The sequence below is a fragment of the Candidatus Hydrogenedentota bacterium genome (assembly GCA_035416745.1).
Classification (GTDB): Bacteria; Hydrogenedentota; Hydrogenedentia; order Hydrogenedentales; family SLHB01; genus UBA2224.
In genome coordinates this window covers 1-25,250 of record DAOLNV010000005.1, presented here as the reverse complement: position 1 = coordinate 25,250, position 25,250 = coordinate 1, and the positions used below count along the sequence as shown (strand labels likewise).

The 25,250-nt window shown below is 57.9% G+C and carries 16 protein-coding genes; all 16 read left to right on the top strand.

Features of this window, described 5'->3' with window-relative positions; genetic code table 11:
* Nucleotides 1-23 precede the first annotated feature (23 nt).
* The 16 genes from PLJ71_03255 (at nt 24) to PLJ71_03180 (ending at nt 25,146) form a co-directional block, all read left to right on the top strand.
* Nucleotides 24-2,084, top strand: coding sequence for a PDZ domain-containing protein (locus PLJ71_03255; GenBank protein ID HQM47675.1), 2,061 nt, complete (start codon nt 24-26; stop codon nt 2,082-2,084).
* Nucleotides 2,085-2,537: 453 nt separating this feature from the next.
* A complete protein-coding gene (locus PLJ71_03250; protein HQM47674.1) occupies nt 2,538-3,461 on the top strand; it encodes a serine protease in 924 nt (307 codons plus the stop codon).
* A 4-nt stretch (nt 3,462-3,465) separates the two neighbouring features.
* Nucleotides 3,466-4,851, top strand: a complete 1,386-nt coding sequence (locus PLJ71_03245) for a sulfatase (protein HQM47673.1) — start codon at nt 3,466-3,468, stop codon at nt 4,849-4,851.
* Between the two features lie 180 nt (nt 4,852-5,031).
* Nucleotides 5,032-5,781 carry an SDR family oxidoreductase gene (locus tag PLJ71_03240; GenBank protein ID HQM47672.1) on the top strand — a complete coding sequence of 250 codons (750 nt, stop codon included), beginning with the start codon at nt 5,032-5,034 and terminating at the stop codon, nt 5,779-5,781.
* The gene (gene folB / locus PLJ71_03235) at nt 5,774-6,142 is read left to right on the top strand and encodes a dihydroneopterin aldolase (protein ID HQM47671.1); all 369 of its coding nucleotides are present in this window, start codon (nt 5,774-5,776) and stop codon (nt 6,140-6,142) included. Before PLJ71_03240 ends, folB begins: the two co-directional genes overlap by 8 nt.
* A gap of 6 nt (nt 6,143-6,148) precedes the next feature.
* A complete protein-coding gene (gene folK, locus PLJ71_03230) occupies nt 6,149-6,670 on the top strand; it encodes a 2-amino-4-hydroxy-6-hydroxymethyldihydropteridine diphosphokinase (GenBank protein HQM47670.1) in 522 nt (173 codons plus the stop codon).
* Nucleotides 6,663-7,241, top strand: coding sequence for a GTP cyclohydrolase I FolE (folE, locus tag PLJ71_03225; protein HQM47669.1), 579 nt, complete (start codon nt 6,663-6,665; stop codon nt 7,239-7,241). The genes folK and folE overlap by 8 nt, the downstream gene beginning before the upstream one ends.
* 228 nt (nt 7,242-7,469) lie before the next feature.
* Complete coding sequence (locus PLJ71_03220) at nt 7,470-10,028, top strand: helicase C-terminal domain-containing protein (protein ID HQM47668.1); 2,559 nt, start codon at nt 7,470-7,472, stop codon at nt 10,026-10,028.
* Nucleotides 10,025-11,392: a glucose-6-phosphate isomerase gene (locus PLJ71_03215; GenBank protein ID HQM47667.1), complete on the top strand. Its 1,368-nt coding sequence runs from the start codon at nt 10,025-10,027 to the stop codon at nt 11,390-11,392. The genes PLJ71_03220 and PLJ71_03215 overlap by 4 nt, the downstream gene beginning before the upstream one ends.
* On the top strand, nt 11,389-12,993 hold the full coding sequence (locus PLJ71_03210; protein ID HQM47666.1) for a hypothetical protein: 1,605 nt from the start codon (nt 11,389-11,391) through the stop codon (nt 12,991-12,993). Before PLJ71_03215 ends, PLJ71_03210 begins: the two co-directional genes overlap by 4 nt.
* Before the next feature lie 199 nt (nt 12,994-13,192).
* Nucleotides 13,193-13,777 (top strand): response regulator, encoded by a 585-nt coding sequence (locus PLJ71_03205; GenBank protein HQM47665.1) that lies wholly within the window; start codon nt 13,193-13,195, stop codon nt 13,775-13,777.
* 21 nt (nt 13,778-13,798) lie between these two features.
* Entirely contained in the window at nt 13,799-17,464 is a 3,666-nt protein-coding gene (locus tag PLJ71_03200) for a response regulator (GenBank protein ID HQM47664.1), read from the top strand.
* Between the two features lie 3 nt (nt 17,465-17,467).
* Nucleotides 17,468-19,243, top strand: coding sequence for an ABC transporter ATP-binding protein (locus PLJ71_03195; protein ID HQM47663.1), 1,776 nt, complete (start codon nt 17,468-17,470; stop codon nt 19,241-19,243).
* Nucleotides 19,240-21,111 carry an ABC transporter ATP-binding protein gene (locus tag PLJ71_03190; GenBank protein ID HQM47662.1) on the top strand — a complete coding sequence of 624 codons (1,872 nt, stop codon included), beginning with the start codon at nt 19,240-19,242 and terminating at the stop codon, nt 21,109-21,111. The genes PLJ71_03195 and PLJ71_03190 overlap by 4 nt, the downstream gene beginning before the upstream one ends.
* Nucleotides 21,112-21,569: 458 nt before the next feature.
* Nucleotides 21,570-23,357, top strand: a complete 1,788-nt coding sequence (locus tag PLJ71_03185; GenBank protein HQM47661.1) for a hypothetical protein — start codon at nt 21,570-21,572, stop codon at nt 23,355-23,357.
* Nucleotides 23,358-23,460: 103 nt separating this feature from the next.
* The gene (locus PLJ71_03180; protein HQM47660.1) at nt 23,461-25,146 is read left to right on the top strand and encodes a hypothetical protein; all 1,686 of its coding nucleotides are present in this window, start codon (nt 23,461-23,463) and stop codon (nt 25,144-25,146) included.
* Nucleotides 25,147-25,250: the final 104 nt, after the last annotated feature.

Here is a 25,250-nt window from a genome sequence, read left to right as displayed (position 1 = left end):
GAAAGCCGTTTAAGGAAAAGCCCATGAAATTCCCAATCGTCTTCAGTCTGCTGCTGTTCTTGGTCTTGATGCCTGCGGCGCTTTCGGCAGCCCAGGAAGCCGCCGCCCCCTTGGCCGGGATACCGGAAACTTTGCGCAGTTCCGTAGACGCCGCTGTGGCAAGGGTGAAGCCGGCGCTCGTGCGCATCGAGGTCGTCACGCCCGACTATTACGAAGGGCGCGAAGTAAAGTATGAATCCTCCGGCAGCGGCGTGATCATTACACCCGAAGGTCATGTCGTTACGAATCATCATGTCGCCGGCCATGCCACAAGGATGGTCTGTACGCTCTCGACAAAGGAGAAGATCGAAGCGGAACTGGTGGGACGAGACCCCCTCTCGGATATCGCATTGCTGAAACTCAAGCCCGACGAGCCGCGAGTGTTCCCAATAGCGGAATGGGGCGACTCGACGCAAATCAAAGTAGGGGACGACGTGCTGGCCATGGGCAGCCCGATGGCCCTGTCCCAATCGGTAACTCTCGGGATCATCAGCAATACCGAGATGATCATGCCGCGCTGGTTCGGCCCGTTCCGGCGCATGGACGAAGATGGGGAAGACGTGGGCTCATTTGTCGTTTGGCTGGGCCACGATGCACAGATCTACGGCGGCAACAGCGGCGGGCCCTTGGTGAACCTCCAGGGTGAAATCGTCGGGATCAACGAGATCCGCGTAGGCGGCCTTGGCGGCGCCATCCCCAGCGAGCTGGCCCAGCAGATCGCCTCGGTGCTTCTCGAACAGGGCCAGGTAAAGCGGGCATGGCTCGGATTCGACATCCAGCCGCGTTTCAAGTACAGCCCGATGGACCACGGTGCACTCATCGCAAATGTCATGAAGGATACCCCTGCGGCCCAAGCCGGGCTGCAGGCGGGCGACTACCTGCTCCGGTTGGCCGGCCAGGATGTTGACGTCGAGTTCGACGAACAGGTGCCTCTCTTCAACCGTTTCGTCGCAGACCTGCCCATCGGTGAAGCCGTCGAAGCGATTGTCCTGCGCGATGGCAACGAAAAGTCCTTTTCCATGACAACGACCGACCGCAAGGAAGCCTCCCCTAAACAGTCGGAATTGAAGCAGTGGGGGCTTACCGTCCGGGATATTTCGTTTCTCATCGCGAAAGAACTGCGGCGCGACAACCAGGACGGAGTGATCGTTACGTCGGTCCGGCCGGGCGGTCCATCCGGCGATGCGAAACCCGCCATCGAGGACAAGGACGTCATCACCGCTATCGCAGGCCAGCCCGTCAAGAACGTCCCGGATATGAAAAAGGTCACCCAGGACATAACAGAGGGCAAGACGGAGCCCACGCCGGTGCTGGTGCAATTCGAGCGACGCGAACAACAGTTGGTTACCGTGATCGACGTCGGCATTCAGGAATTGAAGGACCCGGGCCTCGAGGTCAAGAAAGCCTGGCTTCCTGTCGAAACCCAAGTGATCACGAAAGACATTGCAAAGAACATGGGGGACGAAAACTTGACGGGATTTCGCGTCACTCGCGTCTTTTCCGGCAGCACGGCCGAGAAAGCGGGGCTGCAAGTGGGTGACCTGATTCTTGAGGTCGATGGCGTGGAACTCGAGGCCAACGCCCCCGAGGATTATGAGGAGCTTCCCGTATTGATTCGGCAATATAAGGTTGGGACCTCGGCGGAGCTGGGTATAAAGCGGGGCGGAGAAAAGATGTCTGTTGCCGTCGAATTGGTCCCGGCGCCAAAACTCGACCGCGAAATGAAGAAATACCGCGATGACAACTTCGAGTTCACCGTTCGCGATATAACCTTCTTTGACCGCGCACGGGAAGAGTGGGAAGAAAGCAAGACGGGCGTGCTCGTGGAGGAAATCAAGTCGGGAAGCTGGGCGGCCTTGGGCATGCTCGGCGTTTCCGACTTGATCGCTGAGGTCAACGGCGAAAAAGTCGTGGATGTCGAATGGTTTGAGCAGAGAATGAAATCGATCGCCGACGAAAAGCCCAAGACCATTATCTTCAAAGTGCAACGGGGCATTTATACCCTTTTCCTGCAGTTCGAGCCGCAGTGGGAGAGTGGCGGATGACCCGTGGCCGAGGGCGGGCGGCAGTAGAATCTGATACGCCGACAGGTGGGTTCTCGAAAGAGCGTCCCCCGTAAAAAGCCAACGCCCTCGCTGGCATGATTCAAGAGCAAGACCCAAGACCATGGATTTGGCGGATGACACAAACAAGATCAGAGCGGGAATCGAAACCTCCAGCGTGGCCCGTACACCACGCCACTACCGCCTCCCCGTCCGAAGTCCCGAAGGGTCGCCCGAAAATAAATCAAGTCGGGGTTTCATACGAAGTCCTGAAGGGACGACAGGAAATACCCCAGGGCAAGGCACGCGGAACGCGTGACGCAGCCCTGGGATGCGCCCGCTCTCAGCTCATAGCCCCGGAGGGGCGGCAGAGGATCGGAATCACGAGAATCTCTCGAGATGTTTCTGTTGAGGAAACCCAAAACCGCGCGTAACGCATCGCCAAGGAGAACGGACATGAATTTCAGGTCACTGCAGAGAGGGCTCACAATCGCCGTTCTGAGTTGTTTTTGGATTGCTGGAACGGCAAGCTCCGACGAACTTGCCGACATGGCCCGGAGCCTCGTTGCAAATAACAAGGATGCTGTGGTGACCATCAAGCTGGTGATCGAAAACCGGTATTCCATGCAGGGAAGCGGCTCGCAGAGCGAGGAAAGCAAGTCGGAAATCACGGGTACCGTCATCAACCCTTCCGGGCTGGCCGTTGTCAGTCTGTTTTCCACCGACCCCACCTCCGCTTCGCGTAACATGATGGGGATGGACCTCGAGGAAATGGGGTTCAAGATGGAAACCGAGATCAAGAGCGTTGACATCCTCACAGCCGGCGGCGATGAAATCCCCGCTGAAATCGTCCTGCGCGACAAGGATTTGGATCTTGCCTTCCTGCGCCCAAAACAAAAAACGGATAAACCTTTCGCCGCACTGGACCTTTCCAAATCGGGCGCCCCCGCCCAACTTGACCCTGTCGTGGCCATCAGCCGGCTGGGACGCGTGGCCAACCGGGCCTATGGCGCCTTGTTGGACCGTATCGAAGCGGTTGTCGAGAAGCCTCGGACGTTCTACGTGCCTGCTGGAGGCGGGATGAGCGAGAGTTCTCTTGGTGCGCCGGTGTTCACCCTCGACGGCAATCTCATTGGCATTCTGGTCCTCCGCACTATCCGCGCCTCGAGCAGCAGCATGATGGGGATGATGGGGATGATGGGTGGCGGCGGGAGCGACAATGCCGTCATGATCATCATGCCGGCCTCGGATGTGCTGGAAGTGGCAGCCCAAGCGCCCGAGCATGCCCCCGCACAGACTCAGGAACAACCCGAAGAGCAACGTGAAGAGGCGCCCGAGGAAGAGACCGCGCCAGCGCAGGAAACCAACTCGGAAGGGTAAACTTATGAAACGGCGGGATTTCATCACGTACGCGGCGGCAGGATTGACGCTTGTGGGGATTCCGCACCTCAGAACAAAAGCAGCGGAGCGGCCATCCCGCCCGAACCTCATCTACCTGTTCAGCGATGAACATCGCTGGCAATCCATGTCGTTTACAGAGATGCCCGAGGTCCGCACGCCCCACATGGCCGCTATGGCTGCACAAGGCGCCCAGTTCACGCACGCTATCAGCAACTACCCCGTTTGTTCTCCCTACCGCGCCATTCTGATGACCGGACGCTGGCCGTACCAGCAAGGCGTCATTGACAACAGTATTCCCCTCAGCCCAGAGCAGCCCGTCATCGGAAAGGTTTTTCGGTCGGCTGGCTACCGCACCGGCTATATCGGCAAATGGCACCTGGGCGGAACCCGCGCGGAACCCTTTGGTTTCGATAAGTCCCTCATCTGGACCGGTACCGGTGCTCACTATGACACCTCCGAATACCACCCTGCCAGCGGAGGCCCTGTCCGCCCCAAAGGATACAACGCCACGCTCATGACCGATCAAGCCATCGAGTTCATACGCGAAAGCAGAGAGGATGCCAGGCCGTTCTTTCTGATGGTATCGTGGAATCCGCCGCATTCGACTTTTACTGACGCCCCCGAAGACAAGAAGGCATTGTATCCGGAGGGCTCGTTGCCCTACCGGCCGAACGTCAATCTGGCTAACGGCGCCGTTTCCGAGGAGGCGCCTGACATTGCAAAACGCAACGATTGGCCCAATTACCAAGGCTACCACGCCCATATCACCGCGATTGACGAGGAATTGGGCCGGGTCCTCAAGACCATCGACGAGATGGGCCTCGCTCCGAATACCATCGTTGTATACACTTCCGACCACGGCTCGATGTTCGGGTCGCACGGACTAGGAAGCAAACGCCAGCCATATGAAGAGTCCATTCACGTGCCATTTCTGGTGCGCTGGCCGGGCGTTGTATCGCCGGGGCTCAAGAGTGAGGCATTGTTTGGTTCCATCGATATCATGCCGACTTTGTGCGGTTTGGCAGGTCTCGAGATTCCCCAATCCTGCGAGGGGCAGGATTTCAGCGCCGCCTTGCAGGAAAGTGCGGGCCCCGACCCCGAATGTCAGTTTATCATGCACATTTCCAAGGACAACGCTACCGGAGGCAACAAGCATCCCGCGCCGATCTTTCGGGGGATTCGCACGAAGCGCTACACCTATGCCGTCAAACCGAGCGGCGAGGGTTTCTTGTTCGACATCCGCCAGGACCCCTACCAGCTCAAGAATCTGTTCGATGAACCAAGTGCCGCCGAGATCCGGAAACAGCTCAAGAACCTTACTCGCAAGTGTCTGACAAGGGCGCAAGACCCATTTGAAATGCCCGAATGAAGTAGCCCTTAAGCGCATAGCATTGGACCGCCGTCACCGCAAGGTGTTAGGCTCTGTATGATCTCTTGAAGGGCAGGTCATCCCCCTGTTGATGATGAACTTCGGTTTGGAACGGAAATATCCGCAGGTTCCCGGGTGTCTCTGTAGGGGTATTGCCGCGAAGAACACAGGAGTCATGCCATGCGCGAAGACGGTATGCTGAAGGGCGCGGCGGCGCTCGTAACCGGTGGCGCCAAGCGCCTGGGGGCCGCGTGTGTCCGCGTACTTGCGGAAGAAGGCGTGAATGTCTGCATTCATTACAGATCCTCGGGCGAAGCGGCCGCCGCCCTCGCGGGCGAGTTGCGCGCATCCGGCGTAAATGCCGGGCTGGTGCGCGGAGACCTGTCAGATCCCCGCGGTGTTGCCAAGCTTTTCGAAGAAGTGACAGGAATGTTCGGACCGATTGACATCCTCGTCAACAACGCGTCGATTTTTGAGGAATCTACAATGCTCGAGTGCTCGGTCGAGCAGATCCTCGAGAACATTAACACCAATGCCTTGTCGGCGTTCATGCTGGCGCGTGCATTCGCGGGACAGGGCCGGCCAGGGCACATCATCAATTTCCTGGATACCCGCGTTATGGACTATGACCGCACCCATTACGCGTATCATTTGAGCAAGCGCCTATTCCACACGATCACCCGGACGATGGCCCTGGAGCTCGCCCCCTCGATCCAGGTGAACGCTATTGCGCCCGGTCTCATCCTGCCTCCGGCCGGGAAGGATATCCGGTATCTGGAGGAACTGGCCCACACCAATCCACTTAACCGCTTTGGCAAGGTTGAGGACGTCATGGACGCACTGCGTTACCTGCTGAACGCCACTTTTGTCACGGGACAGGTGCTGTATGTGGACGGGGGCCGCCACATGCGAGGGAACATCTATGGCTGAGAGTGCAGATGACAGGATACATATCCGGGACCTCATGTGCCGGTGCATCGTCGGGATCTATCCCGAAGAACGCCGCGAGAGGCAAGATGTCATCATCAATATCACTATGTGGGCAGATTACCGTGCCGCATGCAAAAGCGATGATATTGCGGACACCGTGGACTACAAAGCCATCAAGAAACAGGTGATCGCGATGGTCGAGAAATCCAGTTTCAGCCTGCTCGAACGGCTTGCTCAGGAAATCGCTGGTATCTGTCTCGAGAATGCCCGAGTGAAATGTGTTGCCGTAACGGTGGATAAACCGGGCGCGCTGCGCTTCGCACGCAGCGTGGCCGTTGAAATTGTCCGTCAACGCGAGTAGAGTGCCGTGCCCAGAGCCTATATCACCATAGGATCCAACGTCGATCCGAAGACAAACATCATCAGGGCGGTGCAAGCGCTTGCTGCATCCTGCAGGCTGGTCGCACTCTCACGCTTCTACCGGAGCCGTCCTTTGAACCGCCCCGAACAGGCCGACTTCATTAACGGAGCCTGTCTGCTCGAGACGGAGGCATCACCCCAGGAATTGAAGTACGATATACTTCGTGAAATCGAGCGCGCCTTGGGCCGGGTCAGATCGACTGACAAGTACGCGGCCAGGACGATCGACCTCGATATCGCATTGTACGAAGACAAGACTATCAACGAGAAGGGCCTCATCGTGCCCGACCCGCATATCCTGGAGCGGCCGTTCCTCTATCTGCCGCTCCTGGAGTTGGACGGCCATCTCGGGGTACCGGGCTTCGATAAGGCGTTGCGGGACCTTGTCAAAACCGAAGAACACGAGGGGGTCACCGTTGACATGGAGTTCACGGAGACCCTCCGGGAGCGTTGGTCAAAACATGAATGAGAAGTACGATCAGGAACGTGTTGCCGAATTGGTTCGCCAATTACTTGTGGAATTCGGCGAGGACCCCAATCGGGAAGGATTGCTCAAGACCCCCGAGAGGGTCGCAAGAGCCTTTGAATTCCTGACTTCCGGATACAGGGCGGACATCAACAAGACGATCAATAACGCATTGTTCGAGGCCTCGACGAATAACATGATTATTTGCCGGGACATTGAGGTCTACAGCCTTTGCGAGCACCACATGCTGCCATTCTATGGCCGCTGCCACATCGGCTATATCGCACGTGCCAAAGTATTAGGCTTGAGCAAGCTGGCCCGCATCGTCGACTTCTATGCGCGCCGTCTGCAGATTCAAGAACGCCTTACCGCACAGGTAGCCCGGCAAGTCAAAGATTTAACACAGGCGGAAGGGGTCGGGGTCGTCATGGAGTGCAGGCATCTATGCATGATGATGCGCGGAGTCGAGAAACAGAATTCCATCATGACCACGTCATCCGTGCTGGGCTCTTTTCACAATGACGCACCCACGCGAACGGAATTTCTGAACCTGATCTCGAAACCAGCACTGTAGACCGCATCGGATGAATCAGCTTCGGAAATCCTGGCCTCCCTTCTCGGTTGGGGTTCGACTTTTTCGCGCGAATCTGGCTAAATAGAGTCTCAGAAGAAGAACGCATCCGTTGCCGCCGCATCCGACTCGCCATAAACTGAGCCTGTGCTGTTGCGGCAACTTTATGAACATTCATCTAGTACCGTCCGCAGCGCGTGTTCGCGGGACGGTTTTGTCCGGAGTATCCCAGTGAGCACTATCGGCCAGGACGCAGCCGCGCGCTTTACGGCAAGCGCAGCCAGGGCCATTCGTGAAGCTATCGATGAAGTGGGGGGGAGGGAAGTCTTTTTTGCGGGCCTCCTGAATGAGACCGGGCTTGTGCATGAGGTCCGCATATGCGCCCGGGGTCACGGCGCCGCCGTGCCGGCCTACGTCGAAATGGCGGACAGGGCGGACGTGGTGCTCCACAATCATCCGTCCGGGGACATCAGCCCTTCCGAAGCGGACCTCGAGCTGTCTTCCTTGTTCGGGTTCCATGGGTTGGGGGTCTACATCGTCGACAATGCCGTGTCCCGGGCCTATGTGATGGTGGAACCCTGCCGCGAACAGGCCACCCAGCCCCTGGACATTCCCGAACTCGAGAAGGCCTTGTCTCCGGGAAGCGTCCTGGGACGCACGCTCCCTCATTACGAAGTACGCCCCCAACAGGCGAGAATGATGGCCCTCGTCGCGCAGGCCTTTAATGAGCAAGGCATTGCGGTCATCGAAGCGCCGACAGGCATCGGGAAGACGATCGCCTACCTTCTTCCGGCCGCGCAGTGGGCCATCCGTAACCGAGAACGTCTCGTGATTTCCACGCGAACTATCAATCTGCAGGAACAGATTATGCAGAAGGATATCCCTGACCTTCTGCCGGCTCTCGAAAAGCCGGTACGAGCGGTCCTCGTAAAAGGACGTGGCAACTACGTATGCCCAAGACGCCTCGAAAGAGCCCTCGCTGAGGCGACCCTGTTTGAAGACGAGGAAGACCAGGAACAGCTCAAAGCCATTGCGGAATGGGCGCGAAAAACGGAAGACGGCACGCTCTCGGACCTGCCGTTCGCTCCCGGCCGCGATATTTGGGAACAGGTCTGCTCGGAGGCCGATACCTGCCAATTCACAACATGCACAAATCTGAAACGCTGTTTCGTGGGAAAAGCCCGCCGGGAAATCGCCAAAGCCGACTTGATCGTGGTGAACCATCACATGCTCTTTGCGGACCTCGCCATCAAGAAGGAGGCAGGCAATTTCTCCTCGCTCGCCGTGTTGCCGGCATTCCGACGCGTGATCTTTGACGAAGCCCACAATATCGAGGACTCCGCAACCGAGTACTTTGGCGCGGAAGCCACACGAATCGGCTCCTTACGCCTTCTCGGCCGTTTCATCCGAACGGAGAGGGGCCGGGAACGCGGCCTTCTCCCGTTTCTGAAGATGAAACTGATCAAGCACTGTTCCAAACTGTCCATGGCCAGCATCGACGCGCCCCTCAACCTCATAGACAACCTCCTGCTTCCCTGTCTTGCGGCGGCAAGGGAGTGTCTTACCGTCGCGTTTGATGCCCTGCGGGAACTGACTGCGGCAAAATGCGGGCAAATCGGCGCGGATATCAAGTGGCGCTTGACCGAAGAGGTTTTGGGCGACCCAAGCCTGCGCGAGCTCCACACAACGTACGTGCTCCCCGCAACGGAAGAGCTCAGGTCTTGTGCCGAGCACGCCGCCCAATTGCATAAGCAGTTGCTCGAACTGGACTTACGCGAGGATGACGGCGAATCCCCCATCGCGGGGGAGGTCCAGCAATTGGCAGGTTACCGAGACCGGCTGACACGGCTTGCGAACGTGTTGGTGGAGGGGACCAGCCGCGAACTGCCCGCAAACACTGTGCGCTGGGTAGAAATTGACGGCCGCAACAACCGAATCGTCCGCATCGCACGGTGTCCGCTGCATGTGGGACCCGAGCTCTCCGAGTGGGTGTATGGCAACCTGAAAAGCGTGATCATGACCTCGGCAACCCTCACCGTTGACCACACGTTCGATTATTTGTTCAACAGAATAGGGCTGGACATGGTAGAGCCCGGGAACGTGACTGCTGAGGAACTGGATTCGCCGTTCGACTTCGCCTCCCAGGCCATGTTGGCCATCCCTACCGATATCGCTACGCCTGACTCGGAGACCTTTTTGCTGGAAGTCGTCGACTATGTTCGGTCGATTCTTCACGTCACCCAGGGGCATGCTTTTGTCCTGTTCACTTCTTTCTATGCGCTCGACTACGTCTTCCGCCATCTCAAGGATGACCTTCTGAGCCAGGGGATTACCCCCCTCAAGCAGGGGAGTATCGCGCGCACACGTCTTATTGAGCGCTTTCGCAGCGATACGTCGAGCGTCTTGTTTGGCACGGACAGTTTTTGGGAAGGCGTGGACGTTGCAGGCGAAGCGCTACAGTGTGTTATACTCCCAAAATTGCCGTTTCGGGTACCCACCGAACCCGTCCTCGAAGCGCGCGCTGAGGCCATCGAAGCGGCGGGCGGCAGTTCATTCATGCAATATACCGTGCCTCAGGCTGTCGTCAAATTCCGCCAAGGTTTTGGCCGGCTGATTCGACGAAAGACAGACCGAGGCGCGGTGATTATTCTTGACCGCCGAATACTTACAAAGCACTATGGGAAGGTATTCCTCCGATCCTTGCCGCATCTGCAGCTCGTGAAGGGGCCCCGGAATGCGCTTTTGACTTCACTGGAGGCGTTCTTGGGGAAAAGTGGGGTTAAATCATGAATCCTGATATCCGCATCGATGTCTTCCGTGCTCAAGCGGAAGTTGTGGGGCCGGAGCACGGCATCACGCCTGGGGAGCTACAAGAAATCCAGCAGGAGGTCTCCAAGGCGCACTCCATTCTCCAGCACGAACGAGCCGAGGGAAAATACGGGTTCTGGGACCTGTACAAACAGACCGATGTCCTTGCTGATGTGAAAGATGCCGCGAAAAGATTCACAGAGAAGGGATTCGACAATCTCGTCGTGCTCGGGATCGGCGGTTCCTCACTGGGCACTATTGCGCTGGGCGCCGCCCTGCTTTCACCCTACCACAATCTACTTACAAAACGGGCACGTAAAGGTCTGCCCCGCTTGTTCGTCATGGACAACATCGACCCCGTTGTTTTTCGAGAAATGATGCGGATCTGTCCTCCCAAGAATTCGCTTTACAACGTGATCTCAAAATCGGGCGGCACCGCCGAAACCATGAGCCAGCTCATGATCGTAACCGGCGAAATCGAGAAAAAGCTGGGCAGCGACGCCATGAAAGACCATGTGGTGGTCACCACCAATCCGCGTATGCCCCAGGCGCCGCCCAGTCTTCTACACCCTGTCGCGGACGCGTACGGCCTCACCGAATTCGCCGTGCCTCTCAACGTAGGAGGGCGGTTCTCGGTTTTTTCGCCCGTCGGCATGTTTCCCGCAGCGATGCTTGGCATGGATATCGACGCCATGATGCAGGGGTGCGCGGCCATGGACCGGCGTTGTGAAGCCGACGACCTTCAGTCCAATCCCGCCTATCTTCGGGCAGCGGTCCAATACCTGTCGGACGTGAAGAAGGGCAAGGTCATGTCCGTGATGTTCGCATACTCGAATAGCCTTTATAGCATTGCCGACTGGTACCGCCAGCTATGGGCCGAAAGCCTGGGCAAGCGATACAGCTTGGACGGCACAGAGGTTTTCGCGGGACAGACCCCCATCAAGGCACTGGGGGCGACCGACCAGCATTCCCAGATCCAGCTCTATCGCGAAGGCCCTAACAACAAGCTTATCAACACTCTAGAGGTCAAGAAATTCGCCAAGGCGCTTAAGATCCCGGAGACCTTGTCATCGATTCAGCAATTGAGTTACCTGCGCGGGGCCAGCATGAACCGACTGATGGCGGCCGAACTTCAGGGCACGATCGACGCACTGGAAATAAGCCAGCGGCCCGTATCGCGCATTATCCTGCCCTGCGTGACTGCATACACGGTGGCCCAAGTCCTCTATATGCTCGAACTCGAGACCGCCATGGCCGGCCGTCTTTATAATGTGAATGCGTTCGACCAGCCCGGAGTCGAGTATGGCAAGAAAATTGCCCGCAAGCTTATGGGAGGAGAAGGGTGAGCACAAGCCCCCCGCAGTTTCCGGCGTATGGCGACCGCGGCGACTTGATCGGCGCCCGCAGAGCGCGCTGGTCATTTCGCTTCTGTGTCACCGCCTGCGTTATCCTGATGATATCCTTGTGGTTGTCTGAGTATTTCATCGGCTTTGAACGGGCTGAGAATCTGTATCTGAGCGCGTTGACCAAACACGAGGAGTCTGCCCGGCCTCTGTTGCGACAAGCCGTCATGCGGGACAAGGCAGCCAGTGAGTCCCCCAATCCCCGCTACCTCCAGGCGCTTGCCGAACGAGAACTGGAGGACGAGGTTCTGCCCGTCTATGAGGAGGCCTTCGAGTTAGACCCCGGCAACGCGATGCTTGCGCTTCGGTACGGATGCCGTCTGTTCACGGCCGGCAAGTTCGAAGAGGCGCGCGAACGTTTTCGAGACGCCGCCCGTAACGCCCCTGATAACGCGCTTCCTTCCTACCTTGAAGCGACCACTATTCCCTGGACGCTGCAGGACGAGGCGAATATTCTTCAGGAATCCTTGAAACTCATCGCCCAGGCCAACAGCAGCGGCAAGCAGATCGTCTTTCCGCGTCCGCTGTGGCATCCCAAACTCCCCCAACAGGGCAGTCAGTATGCCCAGTTGCGGCGCGAAGTAATAGATGAATGCCTGGCCCCCGTTATGCGTTACGAGGCGTACATCACCTTGGTGGCCAGAAGGCATATGGAGGAAGGCCACACGCAGTACTGGGACTCGTGGCTCCAGACTCTGGGAAAGGCCGGGGATAGAATCGCCCGGAGCGCCTTGTCTTCCGATGGAAGCGGAGACACATGCGCGGGCAGCGCGGCCCAGGCAATGATAGGCCTCGACTTATGGCTTCAGACCGTGCGTCTGCGGCAGGGAATACAACAGACAGAAAAGGGCCACCCGGACGATGCGCTGGCTCAGCGAGAAGCCGAACTCAGCAATGCCCTGGGCATTCTGCGCGATTTCGAAAACTCCCGCCAACCCGTCATTGAACGCGATACCAATGCGCGGCAGTTCGCTTGTTTTGCCGCGCCTTTTTTCGCCGTCCTGGCCTTGGGCGTCTTTTCCTGCGCTACCGCGTTTCTTGCACGCTGCATAGGCGCCAACAGGAATGGCTGGGCCATCGCCCACGGGCTTAGAGGGTCTATCATGATGGCGGTCTGCGCTTTAGCCCTGGGCCTTTTCATCGCGGCGGCGCCTTGGTTTCAGCAAACCAGCGAAACCGATATTGTGCCCATCTTGCGTCATATCTGGCTTCTGATGCTGGGCGCTACGGCTGTTGCCGGTCTTCTGTATCCCATGCTCGTTCTTGTGAATCCTCGGAAAGCAGCAGAAGAGACCGGGCATGATGCACCCCAATCCCCGGAACGCAATGCCGCCGCCACAGCGCGGTGGCGAGCCGCCTATATTCTGATGATTCGCCGCTTCCTGGGTACCACCCTGGGGTTGTTTCTCTGCGTGTTTTCGGTCTGGGCAATCCTTCACAGACTTGTAGCGGCCCTATATCCATGGCAGATTCCGCTCTTGGCAACTGGAATGGGCTCGGAAGAGGCTCTCGCAGTTCGTAATGCCTTGTCGTTATTGCATTAAGGCCATGTGGCCGAAAAGGGAAAACCCTCGTGAAACAAAGAGAGAATACGGGTAAATCAGCACTTACTTTTCATAACCCGCGTTTGACAAAACGGTTACGCGCGGCTATACTTTCCACATACTGAGTATTCTGCGAATTCCGAACGGGAAAAATGGCGAGTCACTGTAAAGTTTCTTCAGGCCGGGAGGTTAATCTCTAGTGAGTGACCACGAACAGAAAGCTTTCACTACATTCGAAGCCGCCAAGATCTGCCATGTCACGCATCACAGTATCAAGAACTGGATTAAACAAGGGCTGATAAAGGCTTCGCGTACTCCGGGCGGCCACTACAGAATCCTCGAGGGGGATCTGGACAGTTTCCGCGAAAAATACGATATGTTTCCGAGAGACAAGGGTCCGGTCAAGAAACGGGTGATGATTGTCGACGACGACCCCGATGCCCTCGCCCTGATGGAGAATATCCTCACGGACGAAGGTTTCGAGCTGATCAAGGTCAGCAACGCCACAGAAGTCGGATTACGCGCAGCCCAGTTGTCCCCCGACCTGATCCTCCTTGATTTCCTGATGCCCGAGATCAACGGTTTTGAGGTCTCGAAAGCTTTGCGCAATAATGAGCTAACGCGCAGCATCCCCATCATGGCCGTGACATGCCTGACCAAAGAACAGGACATCGAACGGATCTTCGAATGCGGCGCCGACGAATACCTGGCCAAACCATTTAAGGTTGATCAACTCCTGGAGAAAGTTCGCGAGCTGATAGGCCGCGGTCGCATTGTCGAATAGCTACCGCGGTCCGGAGACACTATGAGCGCTTCTGGTCCACGGCGCGGAATCGAACGCAAGATTCTCAATACTATCCTGCAGGTGGCAATCCTTCCCCTTGTTATTGCCGTCATTGTCGGATACATCACCGCCCGCGAAGGCCAAAGCAACGCCGTGGAACAGGCTCTTCTCGTTGCGGCCTGCAAGACGGCCGACGGTCTGCGCATCGCCTCAATACCCTATTTGGATAAGATCGAAGGTCTTTCCCAAGATCCCAAGATCGTGGCAGCTCTGAGCCCCGGGCCAACGGGCGGTCCCGCGGCGCTGACGGACCCCGCCGTCCGTGAGACGCTCCGGGAACGTCTCCTGGACCAGATCGTAAAGACAACCCATTCTTCCAAGGTGCCGACTATTCTGAGCATATTCGATCAAGCCGGGCGCTTTGTCGTGAGCACCCACGAGAGCATCCATACTATCTCCGGTGAAGACAATGGGCCTTCGAAATGGGCAGAAACGACGACCGAACGCATGTTTATGGATGTCGATTTCCTTTACGGCTCCTACGCGGCCGAAACCGTTGCTCCCGTATACCTCAATCCCGAGAAGAAGCAAGGTCTCCTAGGCTTCTTATCGCAAATCATAGATATCCAGCCCATGCTGTCGTTTGCCGTAGGCATCGGTCCTTCGTCGGCTGATCCAGAAAGCAAGACCGATACCTATCAAATCGTCTATGCCAGCGAAGGGTATCGCCGGACAACTTACGTAGCTGAAGGTAGCAAGCCCGGCCTGCCGGAGCTTAGCGTCGAGTCCACGGATGCCACCCTTTCGAGAATTCTGCGAAATTCGCAATCCCCCCAGTATGGGACATGCCGGATCGACGGCTACGTGACCACCGCCAACACCCACGAGGATGTCTTCCTGGCCTATGCGCAAATGTTTGACAATATGAACCTGTACGTAGTTGTCTACCGCTCGGCCGCCAAGGCCCTGCGCAACATCCATCTGGCGGGAATAATTGCGATTGTGTTCTCAGTTGGAGTCATTGCCATCCTCTGCCTCAATGCCTACCTCAACATTCACAACAGCATCGTTCGCCCGTTGTCGCTGCTCAACGAAGGCGCCCAGATCATCGGACAGGGCGATCTCGACCTTAAACTCAAAATAGGCACCGGCGACGAGATCGAGGAACTGGCCCAGTCGTTCAACAAGATGGCCCTGGCGCTGAAACGCAACGTCCGGCAGCTGGAGAGTTCGGAAGAGAAGTACCGCGGTCTGGTGACCTGGATGCGCGACGGCATCTTCCACACCGATCCTGCGTGGCTCTTGGACTTCATGAACCCCTCGGGCGTGGAGATATTCCGGTTCCACAACGTCGAGGAGTGCATCGGCAAGAGCATCAGCGGCATGTTCTACAATCCCGATGATTTCACGCAGCTGGTAACCGAGCTGCAGCAGAAAGGGTTTATCGAGCGCCGCCGTGTGTGGATGAAGCGCCGCGACGACCGAGCGATTATCGTCGAGCTTTCCGCGAACACCATTTACGGGGATGACACTATCGTTATCGGATACGAAGGGATCTTTCGGGACCTGTCAAAGAGCGTCCGTCTTGAGCGTGAGGCGCGCGACCGCGCCGAGCGGCTCAGCGCCATCAGCCAGATCGCCAACGTCATCAATTCCAGCCTGGAAGCCGGCCGTCTATACGAAAGCCTTGTTGTGGAAATCAAACGCCTGATCGACTTCGATTTCGCGAGCCTCGCGCTGCTGGACGACCAAGGCGATACCTTCGAGATCAGGCAACTGTGGCCCGAAGTGAAAACGGTGGAGCGAGACAAGGGCCGCTTGGACGACGAAACCTCTTCCGCAGCCTGGGTCGCCCGCGAACGCCAACGGTTAATTGTTGCCGACTTCACAAAGGAGGATGTCCCGTTCACCAACCGGGAATTCTCCTCTGACGCCCGAAGCTGCCTCTGCGTTCCCCTTTACGCCACAGGGCGCATCGTAGGCACTTTTAACCTTGCATCGAACCGCCGGGAAGCTTTCCGGCGGCACGATGCAGCCGTTCTTGAGCAGTTAGCGCCGCACGTGGCGGTTGCGATCCGTAACGCCAACCTGCTGGAGAATCTTCAGGATTCCCTGGAAGACGTCACTCTTGCTCGCGAAAAGCTGCACGCGGCCAATGAAGAACTCAAGTCCCTCGATGAGATGAAAACCAATCTGTTGTCGAACGTTTCTCATGAACTGCGCACGCCCTTGGTGGCCGTCATGGGCTACACCGACATGATCTACAACGAAAAGGCCGGGGCGATAAACAAGACGCAAAAGGAATACCTTTCAATAAGCCTTCGCAACATCGAGCGGCTCGTCACCCTGATCGAAAATCTTCTCGATTTCTCCCGGCTCCATCAGGGCACCGAACCGCTCGTTTTCGAGGCCTTTGATTTGGTCGATTGTGCCAAGATTAGCATTCAGACCATGAAGCCGGTGGCGGACTCCCGTTCGGTTGACCTCCTTCTTAATGCTCCCGGCCAGCCCGTGATCGTGGAAGGCGACAAAGGCAAAATCGGCCAGATCTTCAATAACCTGCTCTCGAACGGGGTGAAGTTCAACCGCAAAGGAGGCAATGTAACCGTTACTCTGCGGCCAGGAACAGAAGACGTCGAGGTTACTGTAAGCGACACGGGAATTGGGATTCCTCCCGAGGCGCTGGACAAAGTATTTACCCGTTTCTACCAGTTTGACAGCTCATCGACGCGCAAGTACGGGGGTACCGGAATAGGCCTTTCGATAGCGCAAGACATTGCGCGCCTGCATGGAAGCCGCATTACGGTGTCGAGCGAGATAGACCAGGGAACGACGTTCCGTTTCAGTTTGCCGATGAAGAAGGTCGCTGGCGAAAGAGCCATGCCGCCTCCGGCCGTGGGAGAAATCCTGCCGCCCACGGCCGCCGAGATCCTCGTCGAGTTGATCACCAAAGATACCGCCCTGAGCAATCATATCCGGGCACTGCTTACCTCTGAGGGGGTCAACATTATTCAGGCAGCCGATGCGGCCCAGGCCATCGTGCTCGCCCGCCGCCATAGTCCCGATTGTGTAGTAGCCGACGTCAACATGCCTGGAGACGGGGCAAGCACCCTCGATGCCCTGTTTGCCGATGGGACCGCGGGAACCCTGCCCATCGTCATGATAACCAACGACGAGGACATGTTTGAGAGGTACCGGCCTCTCGTTGCTGCCCGGCTGAAACGCGAATTCCGGAAGAGTACGCTGCTCAGCAGTATTCACAATGCGGTGAGCCAGCCGCCGACAGCCGGGCCGTCTCTGGGGGGGAAGATCTTGTGCGTTGACGACGACCCGGACATCGTAATCTTCATGCGCCGTTGTCTGGAAGCCGAGGGCTATGAAATCGACGACTGCGACTCGGGAGAAGAAGCCCTAAGGCGCCTTCAATCGAGAGACTATGCCCTGGTTCTTCTGGACATCGCCATGCCGGGGATAGATGGTTGGGAGACGTGCCGCCGCATCAAGACAAGTGCCTCCCTGGCAGGCATCAAGGTATATATGGTTACCGCCAAACCCATTGATGCGAAGAATCCGCTCATCAAGAGCTCTGGGTGCGACGGTTTTATTCAGAAGCCGTTCCATCCCGAGGATATTGTGGAAATCATTTCCGGACTCGTACGGCGGCCGCATACTGCAAAGAAGGTCTAAGCCGTGAACGAGAGTCTTCGCTTCGAGGCGCTTCCGCCGAACACGCCCTTTCGCGCCCTTTTTCTGTTTAGCCGGCCCTATGTCCGCGATTATTTCTGGGGAGCAGCGGCCGGGCTGTTTTTCATCTGCCTGGACTTGTGCACGCCTCTGATCATCCGCGCCGTTGTCGAACGTTTCGAAGCAAGAGACATCACCTACCGCTTCTTGTTGCTTTCGTTCGCCCTTCTTCTTGTCATCCCGGTCTTTTCGGGTATTGCGCGATATCTACAACGAATGCTGATCATCAGCGCCTCACGAAAATTCGAGTACGACCTGCGCAACGTGTACTACCGGAAGATCCAGCGTCTCTCGCAGGATTTCTTTCATAGTGTGAAGACCGGCGACATCATGGCGCGCGCTACAAACGACCTGAATTTCGTGCGCATGTTCGTCGGGCCCGGGGTAATGAATACGTTGAACATGATCCGGCTCCCCTTCACGTTGGCCGCGATGGCGTGGTTGAGCTTCAAGTTGACGGCCATCGCGCTGATCCCTCTCCCGTTCATCTCCCTGCTCGTGTATTTCTTCATGATGTACATGCACCGGCAGTCCAGGCGCGTCCAGGAACAGTTTTCGATCGTCACCGCGCGCGCCCAGGAAAATCTCGCCGGCGCCCGTGTAGTGAGGGCATACGGTATCGCTCACCACGAGATCCGGGATTTCCGGCAAGAATCCGAGAAGTACATGCGCGAAGGCCTCAAGCTCACCATTGTCATGGCGCTGGCATGGCCTCTCATAGGCGCAACGGTGGGCCTCGCTGCCCTCACGATCCTGTGGACCGGCGGCAACATGGTCATATCGGAACGCTTGAGCCTGGCGGACCTCTCAGCATTCATCGTTTACCTCATGATGCTCAGCTGGCCTCTCGCGGAATTCGGATGGGTCTTGACGCTGTATCAGCGGGGCGCGGTCAGCATGACCCGCATCCTCGAAATCCTCACGCGCCAACCTGCCATTTCCGAGAACGAGCATACCGACCGCGCTATCGCATCAATCGCAGGCGCCGTATCCTTTCGGGATGTGTCGTTCGCTTACAACGGACAAACCGTCCTCGAGGACATTTCGTTCGACATACCCGCGGGACAGACCGTAGCCGTCGTGGGCCCCACAGGCTCCGGCAAATCATCGCTGCTGGGCCTCATCGCCCGCGAGTACGACCCGCGGAAAGGCGCCGTCATGGTCGATGGGCGCGATATCCGCACGCTTCCTTTGAATGTGCTTCGACAGAACATTGGATGCGTGCCGCAAGACACGTTCCTGTTTTCCGACTCCGTAAAGGCGAACCTGACGCTGGGAAACCCCGAGGCCACCCTGGAAGATATGGACTGGGCATGCGAAATCGCCCAGTTCTCCGAAACCCTCGAGGGAATGCCTGAGGGCTACGCCACGCTCCTCGGCGAGCGGGGCATCAACCTTTCGGGCGGACAGAAGCAGCGCCTGACCATCGCCCGGGCCTTGATAGGCAGACCACGCATCCTGATCCTCGATGACGCTTTGTCGAGCGTGGACACCCATACGGAGGAGGAAATCCTGCGCCGCCTCAAGGACGTGATGCGCGAGCGCACAAGCATTATCGTCTCTCACCGGATCTCGACGGTGAGCCATGCCGATCGAATCCTGGTGCTCGACGAGGGGCGGATCGTCGAGGAGGGAACACATGAAGAACTCATTGCGCGCGAGGGACTCTATGCCAATATGTACCGCCGCCAATTGCTTGAAGAAGAAATCGAGGAAACATGAGCGAAGGGTACCACACAGAAGACGAGGTCCAGCAGCGGGCATATGATCGCCACTTGATGCGGCGCCTGCTGGGTTATCTGCGCGAGTACCGTCCGGCCATGGTAACCGCGGTCGTGTTCCTGCTGAGCGCGTCCGTCTTTGCTACCTTGGTGCCCTATCTCAACAAGGTCACCATCGACAATTACATAGGAAATCCCGACCGGCTGGGAATTCAACAGCAACTGCCCGGAAACGCGGCTTCTTCCGAACTTCCCAAGGTAGCCGAACACGACCGGAGAGGGCTCGGGGCGATGGTCCTGATCATCGCGTGCCTCATGCTGGCGGAGACTCTTACCCGGTATGTGCAGAATCTCATAGTCGCCTATGTCGGGCAAAAAACCATGCTGGCCATGCGTCTCGAGATCTTCGAGCATCTGCAGCGCATGTCGCTCCAGTTCCTGGACCGCAACCCTGTCGGGCGGCTGATGACCCGCGTCACCAACGACGTCGAGAAGATCCAGGAAACGATCGTGGGCGGCATGGTGCAGGTAATCAGCGATTTGCTTACCGTGTTTGTCATCCTGGGGTTCATGTTCTGGGTCAACTGGCGGCTTGCCTTGATTATCATGACGACGGTGCCTTTCGTGTTCGTCACCGGCTTCGTGTTCCGCAAGTACGCCCGGCGCTCCTACGTTGAAATCCGCAGAAGACTCGCCCGCATGAATGCCTACGTCCAGGAAATGGTCAGCGGCATGCGGGTTGTCCAGATGTTTGCAGCAGAACACGCCACGTACGAGGAGTACCGCAAGCGCAATGCCGAGCACCGCGATGAATGGTTCCGGCAGGTGCGCAACTACGCCATCTATTTCCCCGTTGTGGATTTTCTGGGTATGGCCGCTATTGGGCTTATCGTGTTGTACGTCGGCGACCGGTTCTTGCGTTTCGGAGACGCAGTAGGCGCTTCCGTCGGCACGCTGTTCGCGTACGTTCAATGGTCGGAACGATTCTACTCCCCCATCCGAACTATCGCGGACCGCTACAATCTGCTTCTCGAAGCCATGGCCTCCTCCGAACGCATCTTTGAACTGCTCGACACGAAGGAAGACATCCAGAATACCCCAACGGCCATCGTTCCGGAGAGGTTTGAAGGCCGTGTGGAATTCAAAGACGTCTGGTTCGCGTACGAACCCGGCCAATGGATTCTGAAAGGGCTCAACCTCTCGATTGCCCCGGGCGAGCGCATCGCTATCGTAGGCCACACCGGAGCCGGCAAGACGACCGTCATCAACCTGTTAAGCCGTTTCTACGACGTCCAGCGCGGCAGTATTTGCATCGACGGGGTAGACGTCCGGCAATACGAAAAAACCGCCCTGCGCCGGCATATAGGCGCCGTATTGCAGGATGTATTCCTCTTCTCGGGCTCCATCGAACAGAACATCCGGCTGGGTAACGTTGCCCTGTCCATGGAACGCGTACGTGAATGCGCGGCCTACGTCAATGCCGCACGGTTCATTGAAAAGATGCCCGGCAAGTACGCCTACGACGTCGGCGAACGCGGCAATAACCTCTCGACCGGCCAGCGGCAGCTCCTTGCCTTTGCCCGCGCCCTCGCCCACGAACCCCAAATCCTCGTGCTCGATGAAGCTACGTCAAGCGTCGATACCGAAACGGAATCCCTCATCCAGGACGCGATTCGAAAACTGATGTTCGGCCGAACTTCCATCGTCATCGCCCACCGCCTTTCAACGGTTCAAAACGCTGACCGCATCGTCGTCATGCACCACGGCGAGATCCGGGAGATTGGAACGCACAGGCAGTTACTCGACGAGCGCGGCCTCTACTATCGCCTCTACCAGCTCCAATACAAAGACCAGTTCGATGCCGCATAGTAGGCTGAGTATCTGCAAACATCAGTACTTCAACCATTTACGATTAGCAGAAGGAGGGGACCAAGGGGCAGGCCCTTCAGAAGGAGCAAAGGCGTTTAACGCAAAGGAGGGGCGGCAGGCCGGCCCAAAGCCAGTGACGCATTCGTCGGGTTCCGTTCTTGGCAGAACCCACGGGTGCTGAAGACGTTTCCATCTCGATGAGCCACGCCCCCGGCACTAGCGGCGGTCCACCCGGACCGGAAACTCGATTCGGGCACAAAGGAGGCTTTTCGAGCGAAACGTTGCTGTTTCAAGGATGTTCCAGCCGCCCGGCGCCCCGGTCACTGTATCTGCAAACCCTTTAATTGAAGATAGTTCCAAATCCGAGGCTCTCACGGTTCAAGCTCTCGTGAAGGGCTATTGTGAGGGCTCCCGAACTCAGGTATACTGCGCGGGGACACCAACTTCGGAGAACATTCATGCTCAATTCTCCTCGTCGATACGCGTTACTTGCAGTGGCGCTGCTGGCGGCATGGGCCGTCAGAGCAGACACGTCAAACCAGACCAACGGCGGGTTTCGCCTGGAGATGCTGGTGGATTTCCCGGACGACGCCTTGATGAGCCCTGTTGTGATCACGGCGGCTCATATAGACGCGATGATGGCGGCGTTGCGCGAAATGGGGGTTTCCCGCGTAAGCTGGGGATATTACGGTGATGGACACGGCGGGTTCCTGATGCCCTCCGGCCTGGACGCCACTTGGCGCAATTACGCTGCCACCATCGAGGCTCTAGGAAATCCTCTTCAAGTGGCTGCGGAGGCCGCTCACCGTCACGGTCTGGAACTTTACGCCTATTACAAGCCCTACGAAACGGGTCCGGCTGTCTATTTCCCCGAAGGTTCGCCGCAAGGCTTGGAATTCGGCCGGATTCCCCACCGCGGGGGATGGCTGACGTGGCTGGACCCCTTCGTTGTCGAGCATCCGGAGCTGCGCATCCGCCATCTTCCCGGCGCGTCTATCGGCGAGGCCGTCACGAAAACTCCCATTTGCACGCTGAAACTCATCAAGAAGGACGACTCCCCGACCCGGATCACTCGGGAGCATCTCCAGCTCTGGTCCAGCCAGTTGAACTGCCGCTACCAGCCGCTCGAGGCCGAGTTTTCGGTCCAGGAAAGCGTGGAACCCTCCGCGAAGGAGGTGCGCGACGTCAACGGCACGGTTGTCACACCGATGGGCGCGCCGGTGCGAACGCTTACCCTCACGGGGTTCGCGTTGACTGCCCCCTACATCCTTGTAACGACGGATTTCACGGATGGGGAGCCGGATTTCGTGAATACCGGGACGGATATGCTGGTAGCGCTCGACGCGGAGGGCAACGAAATCCCCGGAGTGTTTGCGTCCGGAAACGCCGTATGGGAGCCCGGGCGCCTGGATTTCCGTAACTGGGGACTCATTTTCGACGTCGGATTCGGAAGGTCACAGGTGTACCTGGATAAACCCAACGGCTCGGGACGCGAGGGAATGCTCGCCTTCGCACGAGGCCGGAACGAATATCTGCCAGGCGCGCTCTGCGAGACGGAGCCTCGCGTGCAGGAGTTCTGGCTGGCGTGCATCCGTGAAATGCTGGATGCCGGGGTCGACGGTGTTGATTTCCGGGTCGAGAACCACGGCACCCACACCGACTACGACGCCGAATATGGATTCAACGATGTAGTCCTCGAGGAATGCGCTCGTCGGGGACAGGCCGGCCCGGGGGCAATTGCCCAGGTCAGGGGAGAGGCCTACACGCGGTTTCTTCGGCAGGCGAAGGAGCTGATTGCCTCCCGGGGGAAGCGCATGCGCATCAATCTCAACATTGACTGGTTCCGGGCGGACCCGCCTCCCGTGCGGCGGCTGGCGTATTCCGCTAACATCTACTATGATTGGAAACGATGGCTGGACGAAGGCTTGCTCGATGAGGGGATACTGCGGCTTTTTCATCTCCCGTTCGATAGCGTCTTCAACGACAGCGTTGCCGGGGAGATGATCGCTGCATGCCAGGAAAAGGGGATACCTCTTACCGTGAGCCGGTACATCAACCCGCAGTATCCCGAGGAGTTCTCCCGTGTGCGCAATGACGGACGTTTCAGCGGCTTCATCTTGTATGAAGCGGCGAGCTGCCTTGGTTTTGCGGAGCCGCCCGCATGCACTCTTCAGAACGACGTTGTCAAGACCGTCTGCCAACTGATGAGGGAATCGGAAGCCGCCCCGGTTCCGTCGATTCCGTAGCGCACATAACGCCGGGGGCCCGAAAAGAATGGGATACATCGAGATTCGTTCACGCCGCGGGCATCGCCATCTTTATGGTTTTAAGTGTCTCAAGAAAATACTGTTGATATTGACCCTGGTGACGCCTTGTGGTCTGGTATCGGCACAGGTGGACCGGTTCTACGGCGAGCCAGTCGAACTGAAGAGCAATTTCGTCTATTTCACCAGCTGGAAATACGTGCGGCAGGGAGGATTCTCATGGCAGATCGAGCACGCGCCCGACGCTTCGGAAGAAGAGAGGAACGTGGGGGCGTGGCTCGAAGGCGACGGCACGCGTCCCGCCCGGTTTGAGCTGAGTGACATGCCGCGCGGGATCCGGCTCGTTGCGCAGAAGGCCGTCAAGAAACCATTCCAGCCGGGCCAACTTGCCGCTCAGGTTTTCGACGAGGGCAAATACAAAGCATGGTACACCATGGGGCCGTGCGCCGACCCCGAGCCCTATAGCACGAAGGACCGCATTCTGCCCGGATACAATGCGCACATCGCCTATGCCGAATCGCTCGATGGGGTGCATTGGGACATCCCCACCCTCGGCCTCTTCGAGTATGCGGGGAGCAAGGAAAACAACATCGTGTTCCGAGGCGACCTGAATGGTTCGATGCGCGGGTTTCACGGCGGCAGCGTCTTCGTCGATCCCTCATCGGATGACGAACGCTACAAGATGCTTTATCTAGGCATCATCACCGACGACGAGTGGAATGCCTTTGCAGCAAAATACCCTGATGAGGTCGACACGATGGCGCGGCGCCAGGATGTGGGTGGGTTCCGGTGCGTGGTCGCCGTTTTCGGCGCGGTGTCGCCCGACGGGATTCACTGGACATCCCTGCCGGAGCCCCTCATGATCCAGCATGCGGACACCCTGAACACGTGCTACTACGATGTCGACCGCAGAGAATATGTTGCCTATGTGAGGGCCTGGCAGGCAAACATCAAAGCGCCCGGCATGGAGACCGTTAACCCGGACGGCTGGATATCGGCGGGCCGCCGGTCGATCGGGCGCGCGGTAAGCAAGGATTTTCGGCACTTCAGCAAACCTGAGATCGTTGTGTCAACCGGCGCCGATATGGCCCCGAGCCACTTGTATTACACAAACGGCAAGACGACCCTTCCCGGCATACCCGACAACCATGTGATGTTTCCGTGGATATGGGAGTTGGAGAGCGACGGCGGCTCCACGTGGCTGCTTTCGAGCGCCGACGGCATGGTGTGGTCGCGGGTTCCCGGGGGACCCATCGTGGAGACTGATGCTCCGGGAACGCCCTCGGGCGGGTACGTGGTGTGCAGCGGCAACCTGCTCGAGTATCCCGACGCAACCTGGGGGATTAGTTACGGCGGCAACCCTATTCCTCACAAGTACCCGGGCCGCAACGTTGAGAAGCGCCGGGGATTGTTCCCGGGCGTGCCGGGCGAGGGAGGCATCGCCACGTGGCCGAAAGGGCGGCTCGTGGCAGTGCAGTGCGACGAAGAAGGGGAGTTCGCCACGCTGGCGGTCGTGCCGAGAGGGAACTTCATCCGTCTGAACGCGTCAGTCAAGCCCACGGGATACATCAAGGTGGCTGTTCGGCGTTTTGGAACGGGCAGCGACGTCCCCGGGAGAACATTCGAGGACGCCGACCGGGTCGTGGGCGACGGCCTCGAAATCCCTGTTACCTGGAAAGGGGAGGGAAACCTCAACCACGAGGGGACGGCCGTCGTATTACGGTTTCGGTTGCGCCAGGCCAGGCTGTTCGGGGTGGAATTCTACTCTTGAAGTGCAAGGGCGCGCTCTTTCCAGCCCTGGCGGGGGCCTGGGGCAGGCCGGCGAGAAATTTTCTCTTGACCTCGGGCGCTGACCTCTTTATTATCACGCAACCT

What these genes read in the sequence shown, in the direction of transcription:
- PLJ71_03250 (HQM47674.1), top strand. Translation starts at nt 2,538, where the DNA reads ATGAATTTCAGGTCACTGCAGAGAGGGCTCACAATCGCCGTTCTGAGT.
- folB (HQM47671.1), top strand. Translation starts at nt 5,774, where the DNA reads ATGGCTGAGAGTGCAGATGACAGGATACATATCCGGGACCTCATGTGC.
- PLJ71_03190 (HQM47662.1), top strand. Translation starts at nt 19,240, where the DNA reads ATGAGCGAAGGGTACCACACAGAAGACGAGGTCCAGCAGCGGGCATAT.
- PLJ71_03200 (HQM47664.1), top strand. Translation starts at nt 13,799, where the DNA reads ATGAGCGCTTCTGGTCCACGGCGCGGAATCGAACGCAAGATTCTCAAT.
- PLJ71_03255 (HQM47675.1), top strand. Translation starts at nt 24, where the DNA reads ATGAAATTCCCAATCGTCTTCAGTCTGCTGCTGTTCTTGGTCTTGATG.
- PLJ71_03245 (HQM47673.1), top strand. Translation starts at nt 3,466, where the DNA reads ATGAAACGGCGGGATTTCATCACGTACGCGGCGGCAGGATTGACGCTT.
- PLJ71_03185 (HQM47661.1), top strand. Translation starts at nt 21,570, where the DNA reads ATGCTCAATTCTCCTCGTCGATACGCGTTACTTGCAGTGGCGCTGCTG.
- PLJ71_03240 (HQM47672.1), top strand. Translation starts at nt 5,032, where the DNA reads ATGCGCGAAGACGGTATGCTGAAGGGCGCGGCGGCGCTCGTAACCGGT.
- PLJ71_03215 (HQM47667.1), top strand. Translation starts at nt 10,025, where the DNA reads ATGAATCCTGATATCCGCATCGATGTCTTCCGTGCTCAAGCGGAAGTT.
- folE (HQM47669.1), top strand. Translation starts at nt 6,663, where the DNA reads ATGAATGAGAAGTACGATCAGGAACGTGTTGCCGAATTGGTTCGCCAA.